This window comes from Pseudobacteriovorax antillogorgiicola, assembly GCF_900177345.1.
GTDB lineage: Bacteria > Bdellovibrionota_B > Oligoflexia > Oligoflexales > Oligoflexaceae > Pseudobacteriovorax > Pseudobacteriovorax antillogorgiicola.
The window spans coordinates 278148-297370 of sequence record NZ_FWZT01000004.1 but is presented as its reverse complement, the minus strand read 5'-3'; the positions used below and the strand labels follow the sequence as shown (position 1 = coordinate 297370).

Genomic DNA, 19223 nt, shown 5'->3' with positions numbered 1-19223 from the left:
TGAGCGAGCACCACAGAGTCAGCAAATCTCGTACCAAAAATCATAGGCCCTCTAGCCCCTCTTTTTCCGCTACGAAACCTTGTCTGGTCAAAATGAAGTTCTAAATTCGGTTATAAATATCCCGAATTCTGAACAATGGTCATGACTAGACCTTAATCAGAGATATAAATCGAACCCTTTAGATTTAGATAGTCACGAAAATCAAGGCCACGACTTTACATCGAAGCTGGTTTTATTCATGGCATGTGACTTGCTAAAGACTCAATACAATTCAAGCCTACTCCCAATGTTTTCTGGGTTTGGCATGACTCGCAACACATCACTGTTGCAATGTGCAATTCAAGATCATCTCATTGAAAGGGAAAATTATGGTCTCAATGAAACATCGACTTTTGGGAATTGCTGGTGGAGTGCTGCTTGCAAGCAGTGCTTCAGCGATTCCTTATCAATCAAACAATTGTGCGAACAAGGCTGATGGCATTGTCCATCCTGACAATGCTCAAGGCGTTCTCTTTGATGAGGACTGTCGTACAGCCTATGTTCTACCACCAGAAACAGGCACTGTATCACTATCAAACTTTGCAAGGACTGCAAATCTAGGATTTTGCCCCGCTGTCTTAGAGCTTGCTGAAACCTCTTCATCTATCTCTGGATCGATCAAAAGAACAGCAGATACTATTGAAGGGATGATAGCCGATTTCGAGCCTCAAGAAGAACGGCTCAATGAATTGCGTAAGGTTCGTGATCTTGCTGACGCCAACTATCAAGACAAGAAGAGACGTTTTGACGACGCTGAGATGCAACTATCTCAGAAGAAAAATGAGCTTGTTACAGCAAAGCAAAACTACAACACTTGTACCTTGATAAACAGTCCAGAAGACTGCAACGCTGAAGCGCAAGCTGTTGAAGCTGTCAAGAATGATTTGGTTCAATTTATCACAGGTACCTACAATCCGATCTTAGCAGAACTTCGCGATGCTGAAACAGCATTTGACATTGCTGATCGCGATGTAAAGCGCTTAACGGATTCCCTAGCTGAATCCTTGGACCCTCTCTTTGCTCTTCTCGATCGCCTCTATGATCTTGAGACACGACGAGCTGAGTTTTATAAAGAATATGCTCCCATGCGCGCCCTTGATGGACAACTGTCCTACCGGGTTCGTTGGGCCCAGATTCAAAACGAATACCGGGATCTCAACAGAGATTCTGGCCTATTCTTCACCAAAGTTCCTTTGATTTCGGCGCGAGTAGCATCGTCGTCATTTATCGATGGCACTGACAATCCATTGCCTGTTCTGCTTCACGCGAGCATCCCAGGTTCCACACAAGATCATGCAGCCTTTCCTTCGGGTGAAACTCCCATAGAGCCTCTTAGTGAAGAGACTCTCCCCCAGCCCAAGCCATTCCTAGGCCCTGGAGATGCAGGCTTCAGTGGTCAAATCACTCTTAGTAACATCGGCGCCTGCCCATATTTCCCAGAAGGCCCTAATACTCCTCGTTCAGATACCATCAACCATGATGAACTTAGCTCTTACCTTGTCGTAAACGCGCTCTACACTTACCCTATCAAAACGAGACGTAAGTATACTGCTCGTTATAATCTTTCACAGTTTGTGAAACGTGTTGAGAAGAAAAAGAAGAAAGGAGGCTTCTTCAGCGCCAAGAATATTCATAGTATCATCGAAGATGGCAATTCTAGCGATTGGTTCACCATAAAATTCGATGCGAATGATCCTGAGTTCAACTATACACCTGCTGAGCAAGAGCAGATTTCTCGTGACGTAAAACTTGGTCTGATCGAGCGAGCAATGACTCAATTAGCCATGGTTCAGGTGAACAAGACCATGACTCCTCCCCCATTGATGGAGATGCCAAAAGAAACTGGTGCTGGCGCGATCTCAAGCTCTATGAGAAACAACTCATGGTGTCGTTGGTACAGCTACTGCCGTGTCGGCAGCTGGATCATAGGCGGGCTCGATAGTATCTTTGGTCGCAAGGAAACAGTGTCTAACTTCAAAAGAACGAACAACGTCTGGGTAACAGATACCGTTGATCAAGTTCAAGTGATGGAGCGAACCACTGGTATTGAATTCACACCCCTAGAAAACTAGCCCATAGAGCTTCACTTCCAACACAGGCGAGTCTAAAGAAGACTCGCCTTTTTATTATTCACCGTGCAAGATCGAGAACCTTTTGTTCGGTATTTTGAACAAGGTCGATTTCAAAAATTTGAACAGCCTCTCTTGACTTTAATCAGCTCAAGGCTTTCTAAGCAATAAACCCCCATATAAAGCCAATTCTATTATTCTCGATCAAAAATCATCTTTTGGAATGGACTTTGCTTTTATCTCCATAAATAGTGACAACGACAAACAACTGGAGTTCTCATGTTTCAGAAAAAATACCAAAAAATTTTCTTAACTACCGCTGCTCTGGTCAGCCTAGGACCATCAGCGCAGGCATCTGCCAATTTAATCCAGTGTGACTTCGACTCAGGTAGAACCCTTACCGGCTGCTCTCTTCAGCCCTTCTCTATCCCTGCTACAGAAGATTTTGAAGTATCCCTAGATATCCGATACAAATACCAATGCCGGGGCCACAGCGCTCCTATCTCACTAAAAACCAACATGGGAACATACGAGTTGCGGAGGGGACAGGACTGGCAATCTCTAACGAACGTCGTCAGTCGTCAAGGTGTGGCACTGTCATACAACCAAGACGACTTTTATCGAAAAACGTTTTTGACCGGCTGTCAACTTATTGTAGATGAGAACGTAAACAAATCTCCCTCCGATAATACCCTTCACCTTTGGAGCCAAGAAGCTATCTCCCAAGCTAAGATCATCGATCTCACATTGGACCTCTACCTTCAAGCCATATCATTTGAGGAATACGAGTCATGGGATGTTACCAAATCAAACATCATGTTGAGTAGCATAGTTGAGGCAAAGCAATACTACGATGAAATATGCATGGAAGACTCCTCGAACTTCGATGCCTGTGATGCTGCCGACGATTTCTCAGTTCTAGAAATTGTGCTGAGAGCTAAATTGAGAGGCCGGCCGAGCCCGTTTACTCCTCAAACCATCGATCTCGCATCTCAAAGCGCTTCCTCTCATTACTTCAATCAACTTCAGGATGAGAAGCAGGAAGGCCAACGAATTCAAGATCGATTTACAACTTGGAACATTGCCCCCAATCGCAAGCTTGAAGACAGTCTTAGCGGGCTCCCAATCTAACTGAAAGAAAGGATCGATCATGAGCACTAGTAAAATAGCTACAGTCGGACTCGGATCTGCATTGCTAATCCTAGCTTTGATCTACAAAAATGAGCGAGTTGAGGTTGGCCATCAGGATACAAGTCTATTGCCGAGCACCATGACAGAACCACTTGCTGAGAACACAGCCCGTGTGGAACCTCAACCTTCAAGTGAAAAGAAGGCTAGTAACCGCAATGAAGATCCCACCAAAACCGATTATTTTGTCTTCGAACCCCTCCCCGCTAAAGAGGAAGAAGCGTTCGTCGGTGAAGTAGAGGCCATGTTCATGGGCAGCGTTCGCAGTCTCAATGATGAACAAATACGGGTAACTCTGGCGAATCTGAATCAAAGGGGCCACCGTGGGGTCGCCTCTATTCTTCAGAGACTGTCTCATAATCCGTATGATACCCATGAGCTTAGTCAGAGGCTGGCATTAGTCGACTACTTGGGCTATCGCATGAAATTTGATCCGATGACCAGGTTTCGCGTTTTTGAGTACTTACAGCAGCCCATCGATCATATCAAGCCAGCCAAAGTGAAAGCGATGAAGTTAAACGAAAATATTGAAGTTCTGAAAGCCCTGGCTCGCTATGATCCTGACGCAGCTATCGCCAAACTTAGTGCAATTAAAGACCCTATCTATAGAAGCTATGCTGCAGTACATATTGAAACAGGCTTTTTACTTGCCCAGATGCCAAAAGACCAGGCTCGGCAACGTATTCGGGATGTTTACCCAAGCTATGATATGCCAAATTAACATAGGAAGTTCACTAGGTGTAAGTGACATATTTTTAACAAGGAGTGTGATCTATGAAAATGAAAGTTCTTGGAGCAGCCTATGCTCTGATGTTTTCAAGTCTTGCGGCCTGTGCCGATAGCCCTGGAGACAGTCAAGACCCAGCTAGTTCTACCGGTAATCAAAACAGCGACAATAGTTCCGGCGACCCAAGCCAAGAGCTGCCACCTCAGGTTGACTTGAACAATCCATGTGCCTTTGTTCTAGGAGACGAATCAGGCAAGTGCTTGCTGGTCTCAAAGTGGGCTTTATCGAACACCGATGAGTCGGTGATGATTCCTGATACAAAGCTCATTGCTCGGCTTTTCATTAATCAGGACTGGGAAAATAACGGTCCGATCTTCCTGGATGAAGAAAAAACTAAATTCAACTTAGGGATGGTTATCAAAGGGCAAGACAGCCTCGATGTGGACTATGGTGCATCCTTGCGTTTAGACCCAAGCTCCGAGGCCACGATCTATGCGACAATTCAAGATCCCAGCAATTACCAGAGTTTCGCAACCAAGGGCGATGGCGTATTCATCCGTTACGGAGACACTGATGTTCAAATCGGTGAATTCTTAGACAATCCTTTCCCAGGCGAGATCACGAAAGAGGTTTCAACTGAAGTCTATGAACACCCCGCAATTTGTGAAGGTGTCTATGCTGATGTTTGTCGCCTAGACATCGTAGTCGCCAGTGATAAAAATGAAATGCTACAAGTACGCAATCTCTTCAATCCAAATCAGCCGTATCTACTTCCCCAGATCGGCTTTGGCTATAGGTTAAGCTTGAGCACGGGAGCATCATTCTTATTTAGCAATAGCTTAAAAGGAACCCCAATTGAAGAGTGAGTGAGGAGGTGAATCGCATCTAATTTTTTAGTCCGAACCTGCCCCATTTTTCGTCTCTTACAATGAACCGAGTCGCGAAGCAGATGCAGCGCGACCAAGTGCTAGCCTGTCATTTATGTACAGGCCTAGCTAGGAGTTTGTCCAATGAAGATTTTTGTAAAGCTAGGATTGTTACTAACATTGCTCTGGGGATCTCCCCTATTCGCTTTTACTCTTTGTACCACCGCCGACTGGGACGAGGATATCTGTAGTCTAGAAAAGGCTGGTACCCGTTGTTCTGTGGATCGCGCTGCGCGGGTCATGGTTCAAAATATGTGTACCGCCGCCGCCTGCCCTCCTACTATCGGTGGAGGTTGCAAGGGATTTCTGGGTAGTGGTAAATGGTTTCCCGTCAGCATCGATGCTGTTTCCCTTCGCTGCCAGTGCGGATGTAGCGCTGAAGAAACAGAATTTGTCAGCGAGTTTGGTCTGATTACAGGAACCGAGCTTCTGGCATTTCGTGATCAAGATAGTGCCGAAGATTTGAAGCTTTTGTCCCAAGAAGACTTTGGGGGTGGTGCCACAGGATTTTATGGAATCGAAGACGTCATCGCTGGTCCCGAAGAAAAAGATGTATTTACCTTTATATCTGCAACAGGAAAGAGCTTAACTGTGACCGAAGGTCACCCCGTTGCCTTTGCCAAGGGTGATCGAGAAACTAAGGAGGAGTTTATGGGCCCTGCGAGCCAGGTTCCTACAGGTGATCACATTTATCTGATCAACCAAGATGGAAGCTATGATCGCATCGTCTCAATCGACACTCATCCCTACCATGGTATGACGGTCAATTTCACCGCAATGAGCCCAAGCCGCATGGTATACACCAATGGCTTCAAAACTGGTGATAATTCCTGGCAACAGTATCTATTAATGAATGACGCTCGCGTTCTAACAGTAGGTGATATCCAAGAAGCACTCGCGAATCAACAATAGAAGATTTACAAATGCACGCCTCCTAGGCGTGCTTAATAAAAAAGGGGAAAAAAATGAAACTTATGATTGGCATGCTAGCAATTCTACTTTCGAACATCTCCCATGCGGACATCGTGCAGGACGGTGATCAAATTGGATTTCCTGAGAACTCAGTGGTCTATGACATCTCTGAGTTCGAAGTACCCTCTGGTAAAGGTGTTTACTACAATGACCAGGTCGGCGCTCGACCGATGCTGTGGTTAAATATGTTTGCGCGATGCTGGAACCCACAAAATACAGCGCAGTGCATGAGATCCTATAAACGTTGGCCCAGGTGTTTTGCTATTCAAAAGAATGCTATCAACTTATCTGGCCCTTCCCGAGTTGATATCGAACTCGATGCTTTACAAACTGCCTACTTCGCCAATGTGTCCCATGCGGATCAAGTGCGCTTTGAGCCTACTTTTGAAGTCCGTCTCGACTTCGAAATGGACTACACTGGCAATGGCAATTGGGTAGCTGACCAACGAATCCATCAAGTGCCGGCGGTTCAGTGGCGACGCGGCTATATGTTTGCTGAAGATCCAACCATAGCTATCTGGTCATCTGATGGCCGCGATTTTGAAGTTAGTTTGGGAGATCTAAGAAGCCATCGCTTTGATCACAAGATTAGAAATATGAGGGTATCCCTTTGTAACTTAGTTGAAGGTGACTTTGACCTTTACAAGTTGCGAATCGTCACTCAGAGCTTAGGAGAGTAGCATGAAGTACATCCTCAGTCTTTGGTTCCTTAGTTTCTTTGTCATGAGTCAGCAAAGCTTTAGTCTCTCACCCGTAAAACGCCTGGTTGATATCGGCGATTATCGCAAGCTCATTGGCAAGAAGTTAGCTGCTACCGCAGGGGGAAGCCGTTGTTCTACACCGGCAGAGATGAGATCTGATATTTGCCAACTAGAGCCCGCTGGTACTCGCTGCAAACAGTCAGCCAGCCAAATTATGGCCCGGAACATGTGTAAAAAGGAGGCCTGTCCTCCAACTGCTGGCGGTACTTGTTCTGGATTTCTTGGATCGGGCTATTGGTTTACAGTATCAATCGATGGCACCGCTATGCGTTGCCAGTGTGGATGTGTGGCTCAAGAAACCGTCTTTGAAACAAACCTTGGTGAAATGACAGCTTGGCAGCTGGTAGAATGGCGAGACCAATCCCGCTTAGCGGAATTGCTCTTAAAGTCTGGTGATTCTTTCGGATTAAGCGAGATCGACTTCTTTCCTATCGATAATGTAATGATGGGACCCGAGTTTGAGGATGTATATACCTTCACCACAGAGTCTGGCAAAAGCATAACATTGACGTCAGCACATCCTGTTGTATATGCAGACCAAGATGGTGGTGAGCAATTCATGACTAAAGCGGAAGATGTTCCAGAAGGAGCTTTCTTAATCCGTTCGAATGGAAATTATGAGCTTATCACATCAATCAGTAGTCACGCCTACGAGGGACAAACGGTAAACTTTGATATGATAAGTCGAAGCCGCATTGTCTATCCAAACGACTTCAAGATGGGTGATAACGCCTGGCAACAGTTTCTATCTCTCACTGACAAACGCATCCTTAGTATGGTTGCCATACTAGATGCTATCGATCATCAGCAATAGCTGTCAGCGAATATGATTTCGGATCTGGGTTGATCATCAGCCTAGATCGCTTTTCTATCCTATCCACATGAGAATCGATGCTAGCTAGCGTTTGCGTTGACTTCTGGCTTATTCTTACGGCTAATTCGCATAGCTTCACTATAGCAATTGGGAAGATCTTTATCACCCTTACCCAAGCGACAAAGGGTCGTATCAGTATAGTAATAATCTAAGATCTGATCGTAGCTCCAACCCTTATCGCTCGCGAGGATCGCAGCCCCTTGCTGACTCATCCCCACACCATGACCACTGCCCAATCCTTTAATATGAAGAACTTTTGGATTCGCAGGATCTTTCTCAAAGGCAAATAGAGTCGATGGCAGATTGCCTGAGGCCCGCTTGAACATTCCAATTTCGATGTTACGGGTCTTTTCACCATCTAACTTGAGTGTTACAACCCTAACTCGACCGCTATCGGTACGACCAGCTACAGGAACTGTTAAATCGACCAACTTCTCACGGCGCCCCAAAAATCCAATGCGTCGCAACTTGCTCTGCACCGTACGAATATTGAGCGTCTTACGCCAGGCACTATCAGAAACTTCAAAATCGAAGCTCTCCTTCCGTCCCTGTACATAAGGAATTTCTAAATCCCAGACATCAGCCGCATCTTCAGTTTGGCCACCGCTATCAGCATGATAATAAGCTTGAATCACATCGCCATCGTGGGTCAAGATCTGACCTTTGGTCTCCTCAACTGCCAGATTCGTTCGCTTCGTATTTAGAGAAATACCCGTGTAGGCTTGAAATGCAATAGTATCGTCAACATCCCAGAGGCGACGCTTGATATAACGGCGAGCGAAGGCAAGATGAAAAACAGCGTAGGTCCGCGCTGCAACCGCTTGGGTCTTTAGTGTTTCCATCGGCCATCGGGAGTAAACTTCCGATGGAACAACACCTTTAAGATATTCATTCAGCGAAACAATATTAATCAGTTCTAGAGTCTTTGCGTCTGAGCGATTCACAACACGAGCGTAGACATCGCCGCGATAGGCGAATGGTGTGAGGTTCTTAGCTCGTTCAACGATCACAGGCTTGGCACAACGGATAAATAATGGGTGAGTCATGGTATTCGCATCGAGTGCCAAGGACTTAGTTTCTTTTAGGAACTGCTTACTCTTACCAGCATAACTACTGGTTCCCTTGTACACGCGACAGTTTGCTTCGCTTATCAGCTTCACCTGAGACATGTTGGTATCTCGACCGTGAGGCTTGTAGTTCTTGGTATGAGGAAAGATTCGAACACGAATCCGTGAGCTTGGCTTGATGCTAACCGATTTAGAGAGCTTCAGCCTAAACTTGTACTCCTCGGCTGAAACCACAGCCAAGCTTCCCGTCGTTATCCATAATGCAAGAGCCCAAAGCAAGCTCAGAACCAGCTTATTCAATACGCGAATCTCCTTCAAAGTGACACCCTTCATAGCACACTTTAAGACTGAGGTTCAAGCCGCGTATTGCAGATCTGCCCTACTACAGGGCCAAATCACGCTTTGAAAGCTTTTATATCAATTACTTATCAGTATCAAACAATTGTTTAAAAAATGTCAAAATCTGAGGCGGGCTGTCCTGTAAATCATACAGGATAACTATTACAAGTCGTGATAATAAGCTGTAAGCCACTGAAAATATGAGCCCTATGTGTAGGTGTGGATTCCCTCTCAATATTACCCATGATGAAAGCCGAAGGAGAAGATGTTGTCGGGTTGCAATTGATCTAATTTTTTTAGGCAGTTACAGCCCTATTTACAAACGATTTGGAGGCCCACCCCCTTACCAACAAGAGAGTCGAGTCATGATAGCAAGACTTAGAGGATTAAAAAAAAGCTATGGTGAGCGAAGTTCGATTGTTGGTGTCTCGAACATCTACAATTATCTTCAGACTACGCTAGCAACTTGTTAGCGTATCACATTCGTGTCGAGCTTCAGCTCGACACCCGTCCTATCTCTTTAATTTATTGTAGTGTAGAATTTGGTTTGCCTTAAAGGAAGCAACCCGGCTTATGATAACCAAGCCCCATGGTAACCGTCCCATCTTCGATTTCAATATCTGTGGGAGAAGTCTTCTTTTGAATCTTTTCTGATAGATTAATGGCCCCTTGCTGACGAATTCGCTCCTGTTCTGGCAAGCTTCGACTCAGCATCGCGAATAGCTTTGGTCCGGCCTTTTGATTCGTAACTCTAATTTTCTTATCTTGAACCAATAAATGCTGAAAGGCAAAGATTCGATCGAGACCCGAGTATTTGCGGCCCTTCTGTTTTACGAGACGATGCTCGTGGAAGGTATCAATCATCCCGCCTTTCGCATGATCACTACAGGTTTGCCCCTTACCCAGGCTACATATAAAGATTCCATACTGGCTAAGCTTCTGCCGCCGTGGCAAGCGAAATTCAAAGGCTTTGCCCTTCATCAATTCGCTAAGGCTGGTTTTATGAACGATTTTGAATTGAGCTTCATTTGATAAATCCTCTAGTGTCAAAAGAAACTCGTCGCTACCAACATATTTACTATGGAGAGACATTAGGTCTAGACTCCCGATAATACAGCTTTCTCGTTTTGGCTTGATTGTGAGATCAAAACTAATCGTGTTACGAAGCTTAGGATCGTTTTTACGAGTACTGAGGCTTAACCCCTCTCGTTCCGCAGCATTGGCGATCCCCCGAGCTAAGCGCTTCTGCACCTTGCCCAAAAACTCCACTGCCTTGTCGATCCTAGGTTTGTCGTCAAGCCGAACCTTCAAGGTTCTATCAGGCTCTCGGATTGTTACAGTATTATCTATATTTTTTACGGAACTGTAGGCAAGGATGCCCGCGCACGATAAACATGCGATGCTCATGGAAAGTGAGTTCATTCCTCTAGTCCCCCCTTCGACTCCCTAATCGGCTTTTTTCGCCTAAAAATTTAATGTTACTTGGGGTAATAAAAAGGGAGGCTTTTCCTAAGACACCAACCTTACTTTAAAAAGCAAAAACAAGCCTTTTTGGTCATCATGGAGCGTTCTTTTCCGATAGCGGGGTGACGGGCTACATTGGCTAAATCTTAGCCACCAAGAAGCCACTTATATCAAGTTTTTTCTAGAAAATAAGCTTGGCCTTTTCCTTGCATCTCCTGAGATAAGAAGAAAAGGAGATTGATCATGTTTAGTCGGAGATGGGCTTGGTCCTGCTGTATCTTACCGTTGATAATGTTTAGTTTTTCTGCCTATAGCAAAGAAGCGAGTGGCTCAGGATTCCTAGTTGATACTTGGGATGTTCATCCTGCAAAAAGAGAACGATTAGCGCTAGATAAGGCAATTCAGGGTGAAATACCGGACTTTATATTCCGTATGAAACCTATAACAGTCGAAGAATTTGGTCATCGGATAACGTTTTACGTCAGCCCAAACTACCTTGCCTTGGGATCGAAAGATGATTTTTTCCTTATGCCCTTCAATTTCATCAGTGCCTGCAAGATAGCAAAGCATTACAATGCGGTCCTTCCCACACCAAAGATGGTGGATCTGATCTATAAATCTGCGGATATAAAACTAAAACCAGCCACCATGAAACCCGGGCCGAGTATGATCCGAAATTCTTATATCAAGAAACATGATCAGGGGATCAAAGCTAGCCTTGTGTTTCAGGACTATCATAATAAGCTCGTGGCAGGTCATAAGAAAGATACAGTCTTGTCAAACGTACTCAGTAGAGCCAAGGATCGCATCGCAATCTACGGCTGGCATCAAAGTGAGAGCCAAACGATTCAACCCCTAAGTATCTGGCATTGGGCAAACTATGCTGACTATAGTCATGGGGTTCGGCTTGTGGATCGTAACGTCGTGGTCGACGGCGAGTTCTGGGACATTGCTGATGTTCTCTCAATGCCTGAGTTTGCGCCTCTCCTATCCTATGAGGGTGTCCTTGCTATCGATGAACTCATGAACCCCCATATGACTCCTAAATCTTTAGCACAGCAATAGTATCATGCTTTGGACATCGTTAAGAAAATCGGGAAGTGTTTGTCAGGCGCTCGCTTGGCGAGCCATTTGATCCTTGGCTAGGGTTTCATGAAACCATTTCGCCAAATAAGAAAGGTCTTTTTCTGTCCGATGAGCGACCTGATCCGGTTCAACAAAAAGCTTCGGCCGCACTTTTGAAGTAATAAGTGCCGTTTTTACGATACTTGTCGATGGATTCAACTTAATAGCGGCAATCAGCGCTGGCCCATCAATCCCATTAATCATACCTCCACAAACAACTCCATCGATAGCATCGTGAAGAACTTTTCCTAAACCCTGGTAGCCATCACTACAAATCATAACATCAAGGTCATACTTATCGAGATGTTCTTTCATAAGTAGGAGAGTTGCTTGAAACGAGTCGATTATAAGAATTCGGGGCTTATTGCTGGCAGCCCTTCGAAGCCCGGCACGGAGCTTCTCATATTCTTCCAAATAAGCTGCTCGGCTAAGGCTAGCATCTTGGCTCAAGTCCATCGTACGGCGCACCAGATCCACCCGGTCAAGCATAAAATCTAGGTTGAATAGGCCTTCTTCCTTCTGCCAGGCGATAACCATGTCTTCCATTTGATGGAAAGCTTTAGAAATGACAATGTAACTGAGAGCGCCGGCTGTACCCTTGCTTGAATGCATAAATTGCAGCGTGCGTCTAATCACATCCGGATCTCGCTGCCCCCTACCCAAATCGATTAGATCTGCCTCAAGGGTACTCAGATCTTCTCCTAGCTGATCGAAGAAAGATTGGCATAAGTCAGTGGATTCTAGAATGACCTCGTCTTCGCTGGGGTTGTGAATCATTCAAACTACCTTCCAAGCGTGGGCTGTTCATAAAACATTCGGTTGTCCACCCGACAGACTCAACCTTTTTCTTAAATCCCCAATTACCTTGCTGAATCATTTGCTAAGAAAGTCAGATCCACCTATCTTATCACTCCGTAGGCGATAGTGCAGCTTGAGGGCGTCGTCAACACTCACCAGAGCTCCTGCGAGGACTGTAGGCGGATCAATCTTGAAACTTGTGAAATGAGTTTCCAATTTGCCACTGAGTATCAGGATGTCGCCACTTCGTGAAAGTTCTACGGGACAGTCTACTTTGAACTCCTGGTCGCCAATCTTCAACTTGCCAGGAACGATTCCTCGCCCAAGCTTAACAATCTGGTGCCAAAGTTCATCGGGTGCGGCTGTTGACTTAAATATCATGGGATCTTGCACCTCGCCCTGAAGTATCTCAAAGACGTCAGCATCACGGGTCTCTTCGCCACTATCAAATGACTGGAGGGGTACCTCGACCACAAGCGAAAGTCCTTCCTCACTGGGCTCAAACTTTGCGCTAATATCACAGTTCATTCCAACCGGGTCGAAAGTTTTAAATAGAAACATTGTCTTATGAGCCTGCCAAGCTACACAATGCTGGTCGGCTCGAAAGATTTGATCGCCAGCGAGAGCATCCGACGAGCAGATACAAGCGACTAGGAACACCAAGGGCAGTATTTCTCTAAGACGCTTTTTTAGCGGCTTTACTTGCCTTGCGTCTGAAGGCGATTTTCTCAGCAAGCATCTTTTCAATATCTTCATCGACAGCACGCTCCACATAAATCTTGTGACAACCGATATCTCCAGGTTTTACCTTCAAATTCTTAAACAACTCTTCACTTTGCCGACTCAGCTCGTCGAGCTTGTCTTGCTCCTCATTAAGATCAGGCTCTTGAACGGGTTTCAGCTTGAATTCTTCTCCAGTCTTGATTGACTTTTTCAGCCGAGCGCGAATGTTTCCTACTTTTCGAATAATGATGGAGTTCTTATCTGATAAAGAAACTCCTTCGACTGCCTTCAGTGCTTCTTCGAGCTTTCCTGCTCGTATATGTGCTAACGCTAGGTTGTAAGCGATAATACCTCGGATTTTCTCCCGATCTTCTGGAACAGACCGAATCGCATCGCGATATAAACGGATTCCCTCGTCGAAAGATGAGGTTCGGATCAATGAAACGGCACGATTATTTGTGTAGGAAACAATATCCTCTAGAGAGTTCAAGCTGGACATCAAACTTTTCGATGTCACGTGATCACCCTTCTTCAAGGCGGCCTTTGCTTGAGCAGATTTGATCGCTGTATGCTCCTCATCAAGGTCCTGTGCCCTGTCTAGATTGGCTTCGAATTCATCTTCGCGCCCCGCCTCAAGGTGAGCTTCCGCTATTTGACAGATTCGCTCTATGTTTTTTGGCGAGATCATTTGAGCATTTTCAAGGCAACGCAACGCCGCCTCGAACTCCCTCAACTTCATCATGGATTTCCCCAGAAGATTCAGAACATCGAGAGAGTGCCCTCCCGCCTTAAGGCTTTTGAGGGCTGACTCCTTTGCCGCCAAGTAAAGACCGGAGTGAAATGCGATCATGCCATCGATAAAGAACTTTTCTTCATCCTTCACGGAAGGATGCGAATAGTACTTTTGTTTCAACGATGCAACATTCTCCTCGTCTCTATCTTTGATGGCATGCATCAGCTTCTGGTAAATCATAGCGGGTTCAGTTGGTTGCCGATCCTGGTTGATAATCCAAATCACATCCTTACAGAAACTTGATTGGTCAAGTGGCTTGCCAATTCTATCAGTAACTCCCATCTCTCTAAGGATAGGCATGTCACGCTCATGAAGATCCTTATTGATTACCGTGAGCGGAATGGAAAAGCCAAGGATGTCTCTAAGCCTCTGCACTAATATTGGACCAGCTACTTCTGGAAAACTCCACTCAAAGATGATTAGATCAAACCTTTTCCCTTGCTTCAGTAGATCGATAGCTTTTTGGGGCGAGCTATCCTGGACAATGTCTGGCACTCCCATGTGCTTTAGAAAATCCACGATCTGACGCCGATCTTCATCCTGTGGATCAAGCACAAGACAAGATTCGACCCCCAGGATATTCCAAACCTGATCATCATCAGCTGGCTTTTCCAAGTCAAAACCATAATCGTTCGCGTACTGCTGAACTCGCCCTTCAAGTTCTGGGTTGATCAATAAGGCTTGGCGGCACAGGTTTTCTCCCCTTTCGTTCTCGCCTCGAAGAAAGTGTGCCTCACCTACAGACATGAGAAGCTCCGCCTGACCGGGATTCAGCTTGAGCAACTTTTTTTCAAATGTGAACAAGTCTTCTAGCCTTTGTTCCAATTTTAGGTATTGCCGAAGATAATGGGCTGCAAGGAGATCCTGTCGGCCATTGTAGCTTTCCAAAAGATTCATGAACTCATCGAATGCAGCTTCCACATCAGTTTTCGCTTCTAGACCAACGTGGTAGGACAGCAGTCCCAAATCAAAAGCCTTACCAACATACTTTAACTCGTCGTCTCCGATGAGCAGTGTCATTCGCATATCCATCGCTCGTGGATGTTCTGTGATATATTGAAGGATCTGCAAGGCATTGATAGGTTCACCTAAGGCTAGGGGGCAAATTAGCCAATGGATGGATTCATTTTCAAGAAGCTCGACCACAGTTTTTAGATCCGGTGCACCACTTACTTCCTCGTAACCTTTGCTACGTAAATGGGTGTTGACTAGCTGCCGTTTACTAGGGCTGCTGCTCACCGTTACTATCTTTATTTTCGTATCCTTGAACTTCATCTTAGGCGATCCTTATGTCCTTCTGTTTTCGGATAGAAAAACTTTAGATTGAGACCTATCTCTGAGATTCTGCTCACAAAAGAAAAAGACGGTACACAGTGTACTGATGTTATTCTAATCAAGCTAGTAATACACCAACATAGCGTGAGTTTCTCCATTTTTTTTGGAGTTGCCAATAACTGTTACTTTTTATCAAGTTTACAGATGATACTCCGATAAAGTAGCAAATTTAGAGGAGAATCGTATGAGATCGCTGCTTCCCGTTGTTAGCCTAATTACCTTCGATCTGGCTTGTGACTACCAAGCGCCTCAAATGCCCCAGACGAAGCTTGATGAAAGACATGGCTTCGATGTACAGGATGAGCAAGAGACAGACTCTGTCGAAGAGGTTGCCTATGTACCCGAGGAACCTATGACAGCTGATCAAAATGATCCATCATCGGTAATAGAGGGATTTCACTTATACCGTATCAAGATATTGGAAATGAAGCAATCCTGCGCCGGAGACGCTGTAAATATCTCAAAGCTTATTTTCTCCATAGATGGGGAGCTCTTGGTAGATACCTTTCAGGATGCCCTTGACGACCCCGACCCCAATCAAAACCGAGGAAAAATTGGGCCCTTCGATGCGACTTTGTCAACGAGTGGAAACTATACTGATTTTTATCCATACGAGGCTTTTGGAGGAGGTTTTGGCGCTGGATGGTGGTCAGAGCAAGGGACATTTAGCGCTTCGTCACCCCACCTAGCTCTGAGCGACGTTTGGTTCCAAGTTTCTTTTGGCGATCAAGCTGTACTGCTCGATTCTGTATTCATCGATGGTGGAACATCAGCTATCGGAGATGCTTTTGTTGCTTGTGCTCCTAGTCATATTCAGATTCTCGGTTCCCATGACCAAGGCAACCGATGGCAGGTCCTAGCCGAGGAAACGATTGATACCCAAGCAGGAGTTACCATCAATCTAGATCAGAGCAAGTTAGCCATCTACTGATCTCCCTTTATAAGCTTCGAAAAATCATCGATTTGCCGCCCGAGATTATCTTTTAGATGCTCGGGGCCGTAAAGATCTCTCTCTAGAATATCTAACAAACGAAGTACCATTGTTTTAGAGACTGCGCCTTCTCTAATAATTCGATAGCAGTAGTTTTTATAGGTTTCATAGTTTTCTTTCTCGATAGCAGAACCCTTACGTTTAAGGTACCGCTGAAAGATTCTTAAGTAAGGCGGATAACGTCGTGCCGCCCTCCTCTCTTTTAGCAATTTCCTGCTGTACCAAAAGGCCAGAACCAAAGCAGGTAACAAAAGGATATATAGGAATTGACGGTTTTTTTTTCCTGGCGTTTGGAATGAGCCAGGTAATGCTTGCCGCATTTTGCCTAGAATTTGCCGTTGTGTTAGTAAATTGTAATCGACAAGATAGCGACTTAGCCAAAAATTCATGGCGTGTACATAGCGTGTTACGAAATGTAACTGGCTACGATTAAAGTGTTCCGAAATGGGAGGTGTGGGATCAAAGATGTACCAGCCAGAACCCGGAATGTAGTACTCAACCCAGGCATGAGCATGAAGTTGGCGAACCATGACCGCTTCTGCAACCTCATTATAGTCGCCACCACGATAGCCCGTAGCTATTCGACTCGGTATCCCCAGATGGCGGAATAACATGACAGTTGCAGTGGAAAAAAATTCGCAATGACCAAACCGATCCGTCTCAATAAAGCTCCGAAAGCTCGCTTTGCTAGAAAATTGGTTGATTAAAGTCGCACGGTAGTTTCGTCTAAAGTGATTTCGAATCGATCGAAAAACATCTGACAGTCGCGCCTCACTGTCCACTGAGAACCTCTTTAACCAACGCTGAAAGTACTCCTCTTGCAAAAGATTTGGAGTTACGGTAAGCAACAAAGGTAAGGTCCCCTGGTCCACTTCGTAGGTTTTTTCTTGCTTGCTCGGCTTGGAGTTTTCCACCCTCTGAGTCACTTGACTGAGACTTAGATCAAGAGGCTCCTTTTTAGGATATACTTGAACACGATAATGGTAGCGTAGGGGTGTATCTGATTCCCGGTAGAGACCACCATCTATCGGGTTGAAGAACAGTCGACCGACTGATCGGGAGATATTTCGCAGCGAGAACCGGCCATCAGGAAGGAATATTACATTGGTTTGTAGAGGGTTGGTAACCACATCCATAATAACGCTTGTTTGACGATCGTCGGCTTTATTGTCGAATATGGGTTGAAACAGATTATAGGGCCTTAATTCACTCGTCTGTTTTTGCCAGCGCACGCCATCAAAAATCTCCAGGCTGGAGCCTCTAAGATACAGATCCATGGCGCGATCTTTCAGCCATTGTCGTCTTGGTGATGTGACATTCAAGACCACGCTATCATCTTGATTGATCTCGCCCTGACCTCCTAAATTAATCTCACCATTATAGCCAGTCTTAAAGCGTTGTTTCACATTGAACGGCAAATCCACCGCCATCGAGTTGATTCTAGGAAAAAGAGCAAAGACTCCAATCGCAATAATAATCCCGACGGGCATAGACCTCGCTAGAAAAACAAAATACTCTCTCTTCAAGCGCATCTTGCGATCTTGGAATGTTTGAGAATTCAAAAACATATTTGCACTATTCAATGATACAGACGATAGCAGCAGGTATAGGATAAAAAGAAGATACCCAGGAACTCCCGGTTCTAAAACTAAGCCACTGAAGCAGAGTAGCAGGCCTCCCCCCATAACTATAGTATATCGCCCCCTCTGATCAAGATGGAGAAGGTTGAGAACCATGAGAAAAGCTAGAGCATCGCCAAGTAATACAACATCCCTGGTTAATACCACTTGAACCGAAGACCAAACAATACCAAACCATCCTGCTAGAAAAAGGAATGGCAACCAGGCTCTGCTCCCCATCTTTCGTAGGCTGAACAAGCTAGCTATGATTAGTAGTGGAAGGAGAGTCTTGGATTCAGCAGCAAATACATCGGATACAAAGGCCATAGCAAGAGCTACCAATGCTGCGGCCCAAGTGCTGGTTCTATAGTAACGCTCGACTGTCAAGTACCCACTAATCATGCAACACCTGTATATGATCCAGTGTGACTTTAATTCGCAGGCCAGATGGGGAATTTTGTTTTTCTGCTGGCCTATTGGGATTAGCCATAGCAAGTACAATCATGGCATTTTGATAGCCACTGGCCCGACCCAATTCATGAAGATCCAGAGAAAGATCGAAGCCACGGCTATGGAGAACCTCTAATCCTGTCCGAAGCTTCCTAAGGAGAAGCTCAAAGTTTTCTCCATGTAGAGCTGACCCATACTCCTTAGGGGTGGTCAAGCATAACTTATGTTGACGGGCCTCATGACTAAATTTTTTTGCATACCACTGGCCCATGTCGCGACCGGCATTCTTTTTCCAATCAATTAGTTTAAAGGGAATCGTCCGGTCATAGGGTTGGTGGCCGATAAATTCATCCATTCCAACCTGCGCATGCACTAGGTTCCGCGCAATACGCTCCCATTGTTTCAGTTTCGATTCATCAACCCTGGGTAGTATGAATATCTTGGCACAAACTTTTTGAAATCTATATTTTAAAAAAATCCCGAACGGAAAGGTTGTACTTTGATGGATATAAAGGTGATCAAAATAGCCCCTCGCTTGCGGATCAAAGTAAGTTTCAAATGATTCCTTGACTCCAGGACTGATCTGGATAACAAACTTTTTCGCAGCAGCCAGAGTCTTCTTGCCCCAAAATGAGAACTTTGGCTTTGTCAGGAAGAAGCTGGCATCAATTGCAAATAGGCTGTGCTGCCTGGAGGTATTTTCTACATCAAATTGCAGAGGTCCCTGCTTACCCTCATCAAAAAATTGAGGTGCCGATTTCATGTGGAACACCACGTGTTTGATATTTTTTTCTGAAATTAGGCCAGATACCGTAAAGATACCAAGACTAAGACCCAGAAATAAAAACATCCCATTGACCCCAGTAAACACAGCAATGGCACCGACGCCAAGTGTCATGGCTACTAAGTAACGACCCAGTACGGTGAAATTAAGGCCACGATTGACACCTTTGAAGTACATGC

Annotated in this window: 16 protein-coding genes; 9 read left to right on the top strand and 7 right to left on the bottom strand. The window is 45.2% G+C overall.

Annotation, left to right across the window (positions count from 1 at the left end; all coding sequences use genetic code 11):
- Positions 1-377 precede the first annotated feature (377 nt).
- The 7 genes from B9N89_RS07395 (at position 378) to B9N89_RS07365 (ending at position 7496) form a co-directional block, all read left to right on the top strand.
- Positions 378-2111: a hypothetical protein gene (locus tag B9N89_RS07395; protein ID WP_132316568.1), complete on the top strand. Its 1734-nt coding sequence runs from the start codon at positions 378-380 to the stop codon at positions 2109-2111.
- Positions 2112-2387: 276 nt separating this feature from the next.
- Positions 2388-3239 carry a hypothetical protein gene (locus B9N89_RS07390; RefSeq protein ID WP_132316570.1) on the top strand — a complete coding sequence of 284 codons (852 nt, stop codon included), beginning with the start codon at positions 2388-2390 and terminating at the stop codon, positions 3237-3239.
- Between the two features lie 19 nt (positions 3240-3258).
- On the top strand, positions 3259-4017 hold the full coding sequence (locus B9N89_RS07385; RefSeq protein ID WP_132316572.1) for a hypothetical protein: 759 nt from the start codon (positions 3259-3261) through the stop codon (positions 4015-4017).
- 53 nt (positions 4018-4070) lie between these two features.
- Positions 4071-4889 (top strand): hypothetical protein, encoded by an 819-nt coding sequence (locus B9N89_RS07380; RefSeq protein ID WP_132316574.1) that lies wholly within the window; start codon positions 4071-4073, stop codon positions 4887-4889.
- Between the two features lie 144 nt (positions 4890-5033).
- Complete coding sequence (locus B9N89_RS07375) at positions 5034-5861, top strand: Hint domain-containing protein (protein ID WP_132316576.1); 828 nt, start codon at positions 5034-5036, stop codon at positions 5859-5861.
- A gap of 53 nt (positions 5862-5914) precedes the next feature.
- Entirely contained in the window at positions 5915-6601 is a 687-nt protein-coding gene (locus B9N89_RS07370; protein ID WP_132316578.1) for a hypothetical protein, read from the top strand.
- Position 6602: 1 nt separating this feature from the next.
- Positions 6603-7496: a Hint domain-containing protein gene (locus B9N89_RS07365; RefSeq protein WP_132316580.1), complete on the top strand. Its 894-nt coding sequence runs from the start codon at positions 6603-6605 to the stop codon at positions 7494-7496.
- Between the two features lie 80 nt (positions 7497-7576).
- Here B9N89_RS07365 and B9N89_RS07360 read toward each other — a convergent pair whose 3' ends face one another.
- Entirely contained in the window at positions 7577-8923 is a 1347-nt protein-coding gene (locus B9N89_RS07360; RefSeq protein ID WP_159455219.1) for a SpoIID/LytB domain-containing protein, read from the bottom strand.
- 591 nt (positions 8924-9514) lie between these two features.
- Complete coding sequence (locus B9N89_RS07355) at positions 9515-10384, bottom strand: hypothetical protein (protein WP_132316584.1); 870 nt, start codon at positions 10382-10384, stop codon at positions 9515-9517.
- Positions 10385-10669: 285 nt separating this feature from the next.
- Between B9N89_RS07355 and B9N89_RS07350 the strand changes: the two genes are divergently transcribed.
- Positions 10670-11491: a hypothetical protein gene (locus tag B9N89_RS07350; protein WP_132316586.1), complete on the top strand. Its 822-nt coding sequence runs from the start codon at positions 10670-10672 to the stop codon at positions 11489-11491.
- 42 nt (positions 11492-11533) lie between these two features.
- Here B9N89_RS07350 and B9N89_RS07345 read toward each other — a convergent pair whose 3' ends face one another.
- From B9N89_RS07345 to B9N89_RS07335, 3 genes are all read right to left on the bottom strand, one after another.
- Positions 11534-12328 carry an Hpt domain-containing protein gene (locus B9N89_RS07345; RefSeq protein WP_132316588.1) on the bottom strand — a complete coding sequence of 265 codons (795 nt, stop codon included), beginning with the start codon at positions 12326-12328 and terminating at the stop codon, positions 11534-11536.
- Between the two features lie 96 nt (positions 12329-12424).
- Entirely contained in the window at positions 12425-13009 is a 585-nt protein-coding gene (locus tag B9N89_RS07340; protein WP_327354582.1) for a YceI family protein, read from the bottom strand.
- Between the two features lie 16 nt (positions 13010-13025).
- Complete coding sequence (locus B9N89_RS07335) at positions 13026-15140, bottom strand: response regulator (protein ID WP_132316592.1); 2115 nt, start codon at positions 15138-15140, stop codon at positions 13026-13028.
- 244 nt (positions 15141-15384) lie between these two features.
- On the opposite strand from B9N89_RS07335, the gene B9N89_RS07330 reads away from it, so the two are divergent.
- A complete protein-coding gene (locus B9N89_RS07330) occupies positions 15385-16131 on the top strand; it encodes a hypothetical protein (RefSeq protein ID WP_132316594.1) in 747 nt (248 codons plus the stop codon).
- Here B9N89_RS07330 and B9N89_RS07325 read toward each other — a convergent pair.
- The gene (locus B9N89_RS07325) at positions 16125-18212 is read right to left on the bottom strand and encodes a transglutaminase TgpA family protein (RefSeq protein WP_132316596.1); all 2088 of its coding nucleotides are present in this window, start codon (positions 18210-18212) and stop codon (positions 16125-16127) included. The two genes, B9N89_RS07330 and B9N89_RS07325, sit on opposite strands and share 7 nt — an antisense overlap.
- Entirely contained in the window at positions 18205-19221 is a 1017-nt protein-coding gene (locus B9N89_RS07320; RefSeq protein WP_132316598.1) for a DUF58 domain-containing protein, read from the bottom strand. Before B9N89_RS07320 ends, B9N89_RS07325 begins: the two co-directional genes overlap by 8 nt.
- Between the last annotated feature and the right edge of the window lie 2 nt (positions 19222-19223).

Bases quoted from the DNA above. Each gene is read 5' to 3' on its own strand.
- B9N89_RS07355 (WP_132316584.1), bottom strand. From the start codon at position 10,384: ATGAACTCACTTTCCATGAGCATCGCATGTTTATCGTGCGCGGGCATC.
- B9N89_RS07335 (WP_132316592.1), bottom strand. From the start codon at position 15,140: ATGAAGTTCAAGGATACGAAAATAAAGATAGTAACGGTGAGCAGCAGC.
- B9N89_RS07325 (WP_132316596.1), bottom strand. From the start codon at position 18,212: ATGATTAGTGGGTACTTGACAGTCGAGCGTTACTATAGAACCAGCACT.
- B9N89_RS07385 (WP_132316572.1), top strand. From the start codon at position 3,259: ATGAGCACTAGTAAAATAGCTACAGTCGGACTCGGATCTGCATTGCTA.
- B9N89_RS07395 (WP_132316568.1), top strand. From the start codon at position 378: ATGAAACATCGACTTTTGGGAATTGCTGGTGGAGTGCTGCTTGCAAGC.
- B9N89_RS07330 (WP_132316594.1), top strand. From the start codon at position 15,385: ATGAGATCGCTGCTTCCCGTTGTTAGCCTAATTACCTTCGATCTGGCT.
- B9N89_RS07380 (WP_132316574.1), top strand. From the start codon at position 4,071: ATGAAAATGAAAGTTCTTGGAGCAGCCTATGCTCTGATGTTTTCAAGT.
- B9N89_RS07370 (WP_132316578.1), top strand. From the start codon at position 5,915: ATGAAACTTATGATTGGCATGCTAGCAATTCTACTTTCGAACATCTCC.
- B9N89_RS07350 (WP_132316586.1), top strand. From the start codon at position 10,670: ATGTTTAGTCGGAGATGGGCTTGGTCCTGCTGTATCTTACCGTTGATA.
- B9N89_RS07390 (WP_132316570.1), top strand. From the start codon at position 2,388: ATGTTTCAGAAAAAATACCAAAAAATTTTCTTAACTACCGCTGCTCTG.
- B9N89_RS07375 (WP_132316576.1), top strand. From the start codon at position 5,034: ATGAAGATTTTTGTAAAGCTAGGATTGTTACTAACATTGCTCTGGGGA.
- B9N89_RS07345 (WP_132316588.1), bottom strand. From the start codon at position 12,328: ATGATTCACAACCCCAGCGAAGACGAGGTCATTCTAGAATCCACTGAC.
- B9N89_RS07365 (WP_132316580.1), top strand. From the start codon at position 6,603: ATGAAGTACATCCTCAGTCTTTGGTTCCTTAGTTTCTTTGTCATGAGT.
- B9N89_RS07320 (WP_132316598.1), bottom strand. From the start codon at position 19,221: ATGTACTTCAAAGGTGTCAATCGTGGCCTTAATTTCACCGTACTGGGT.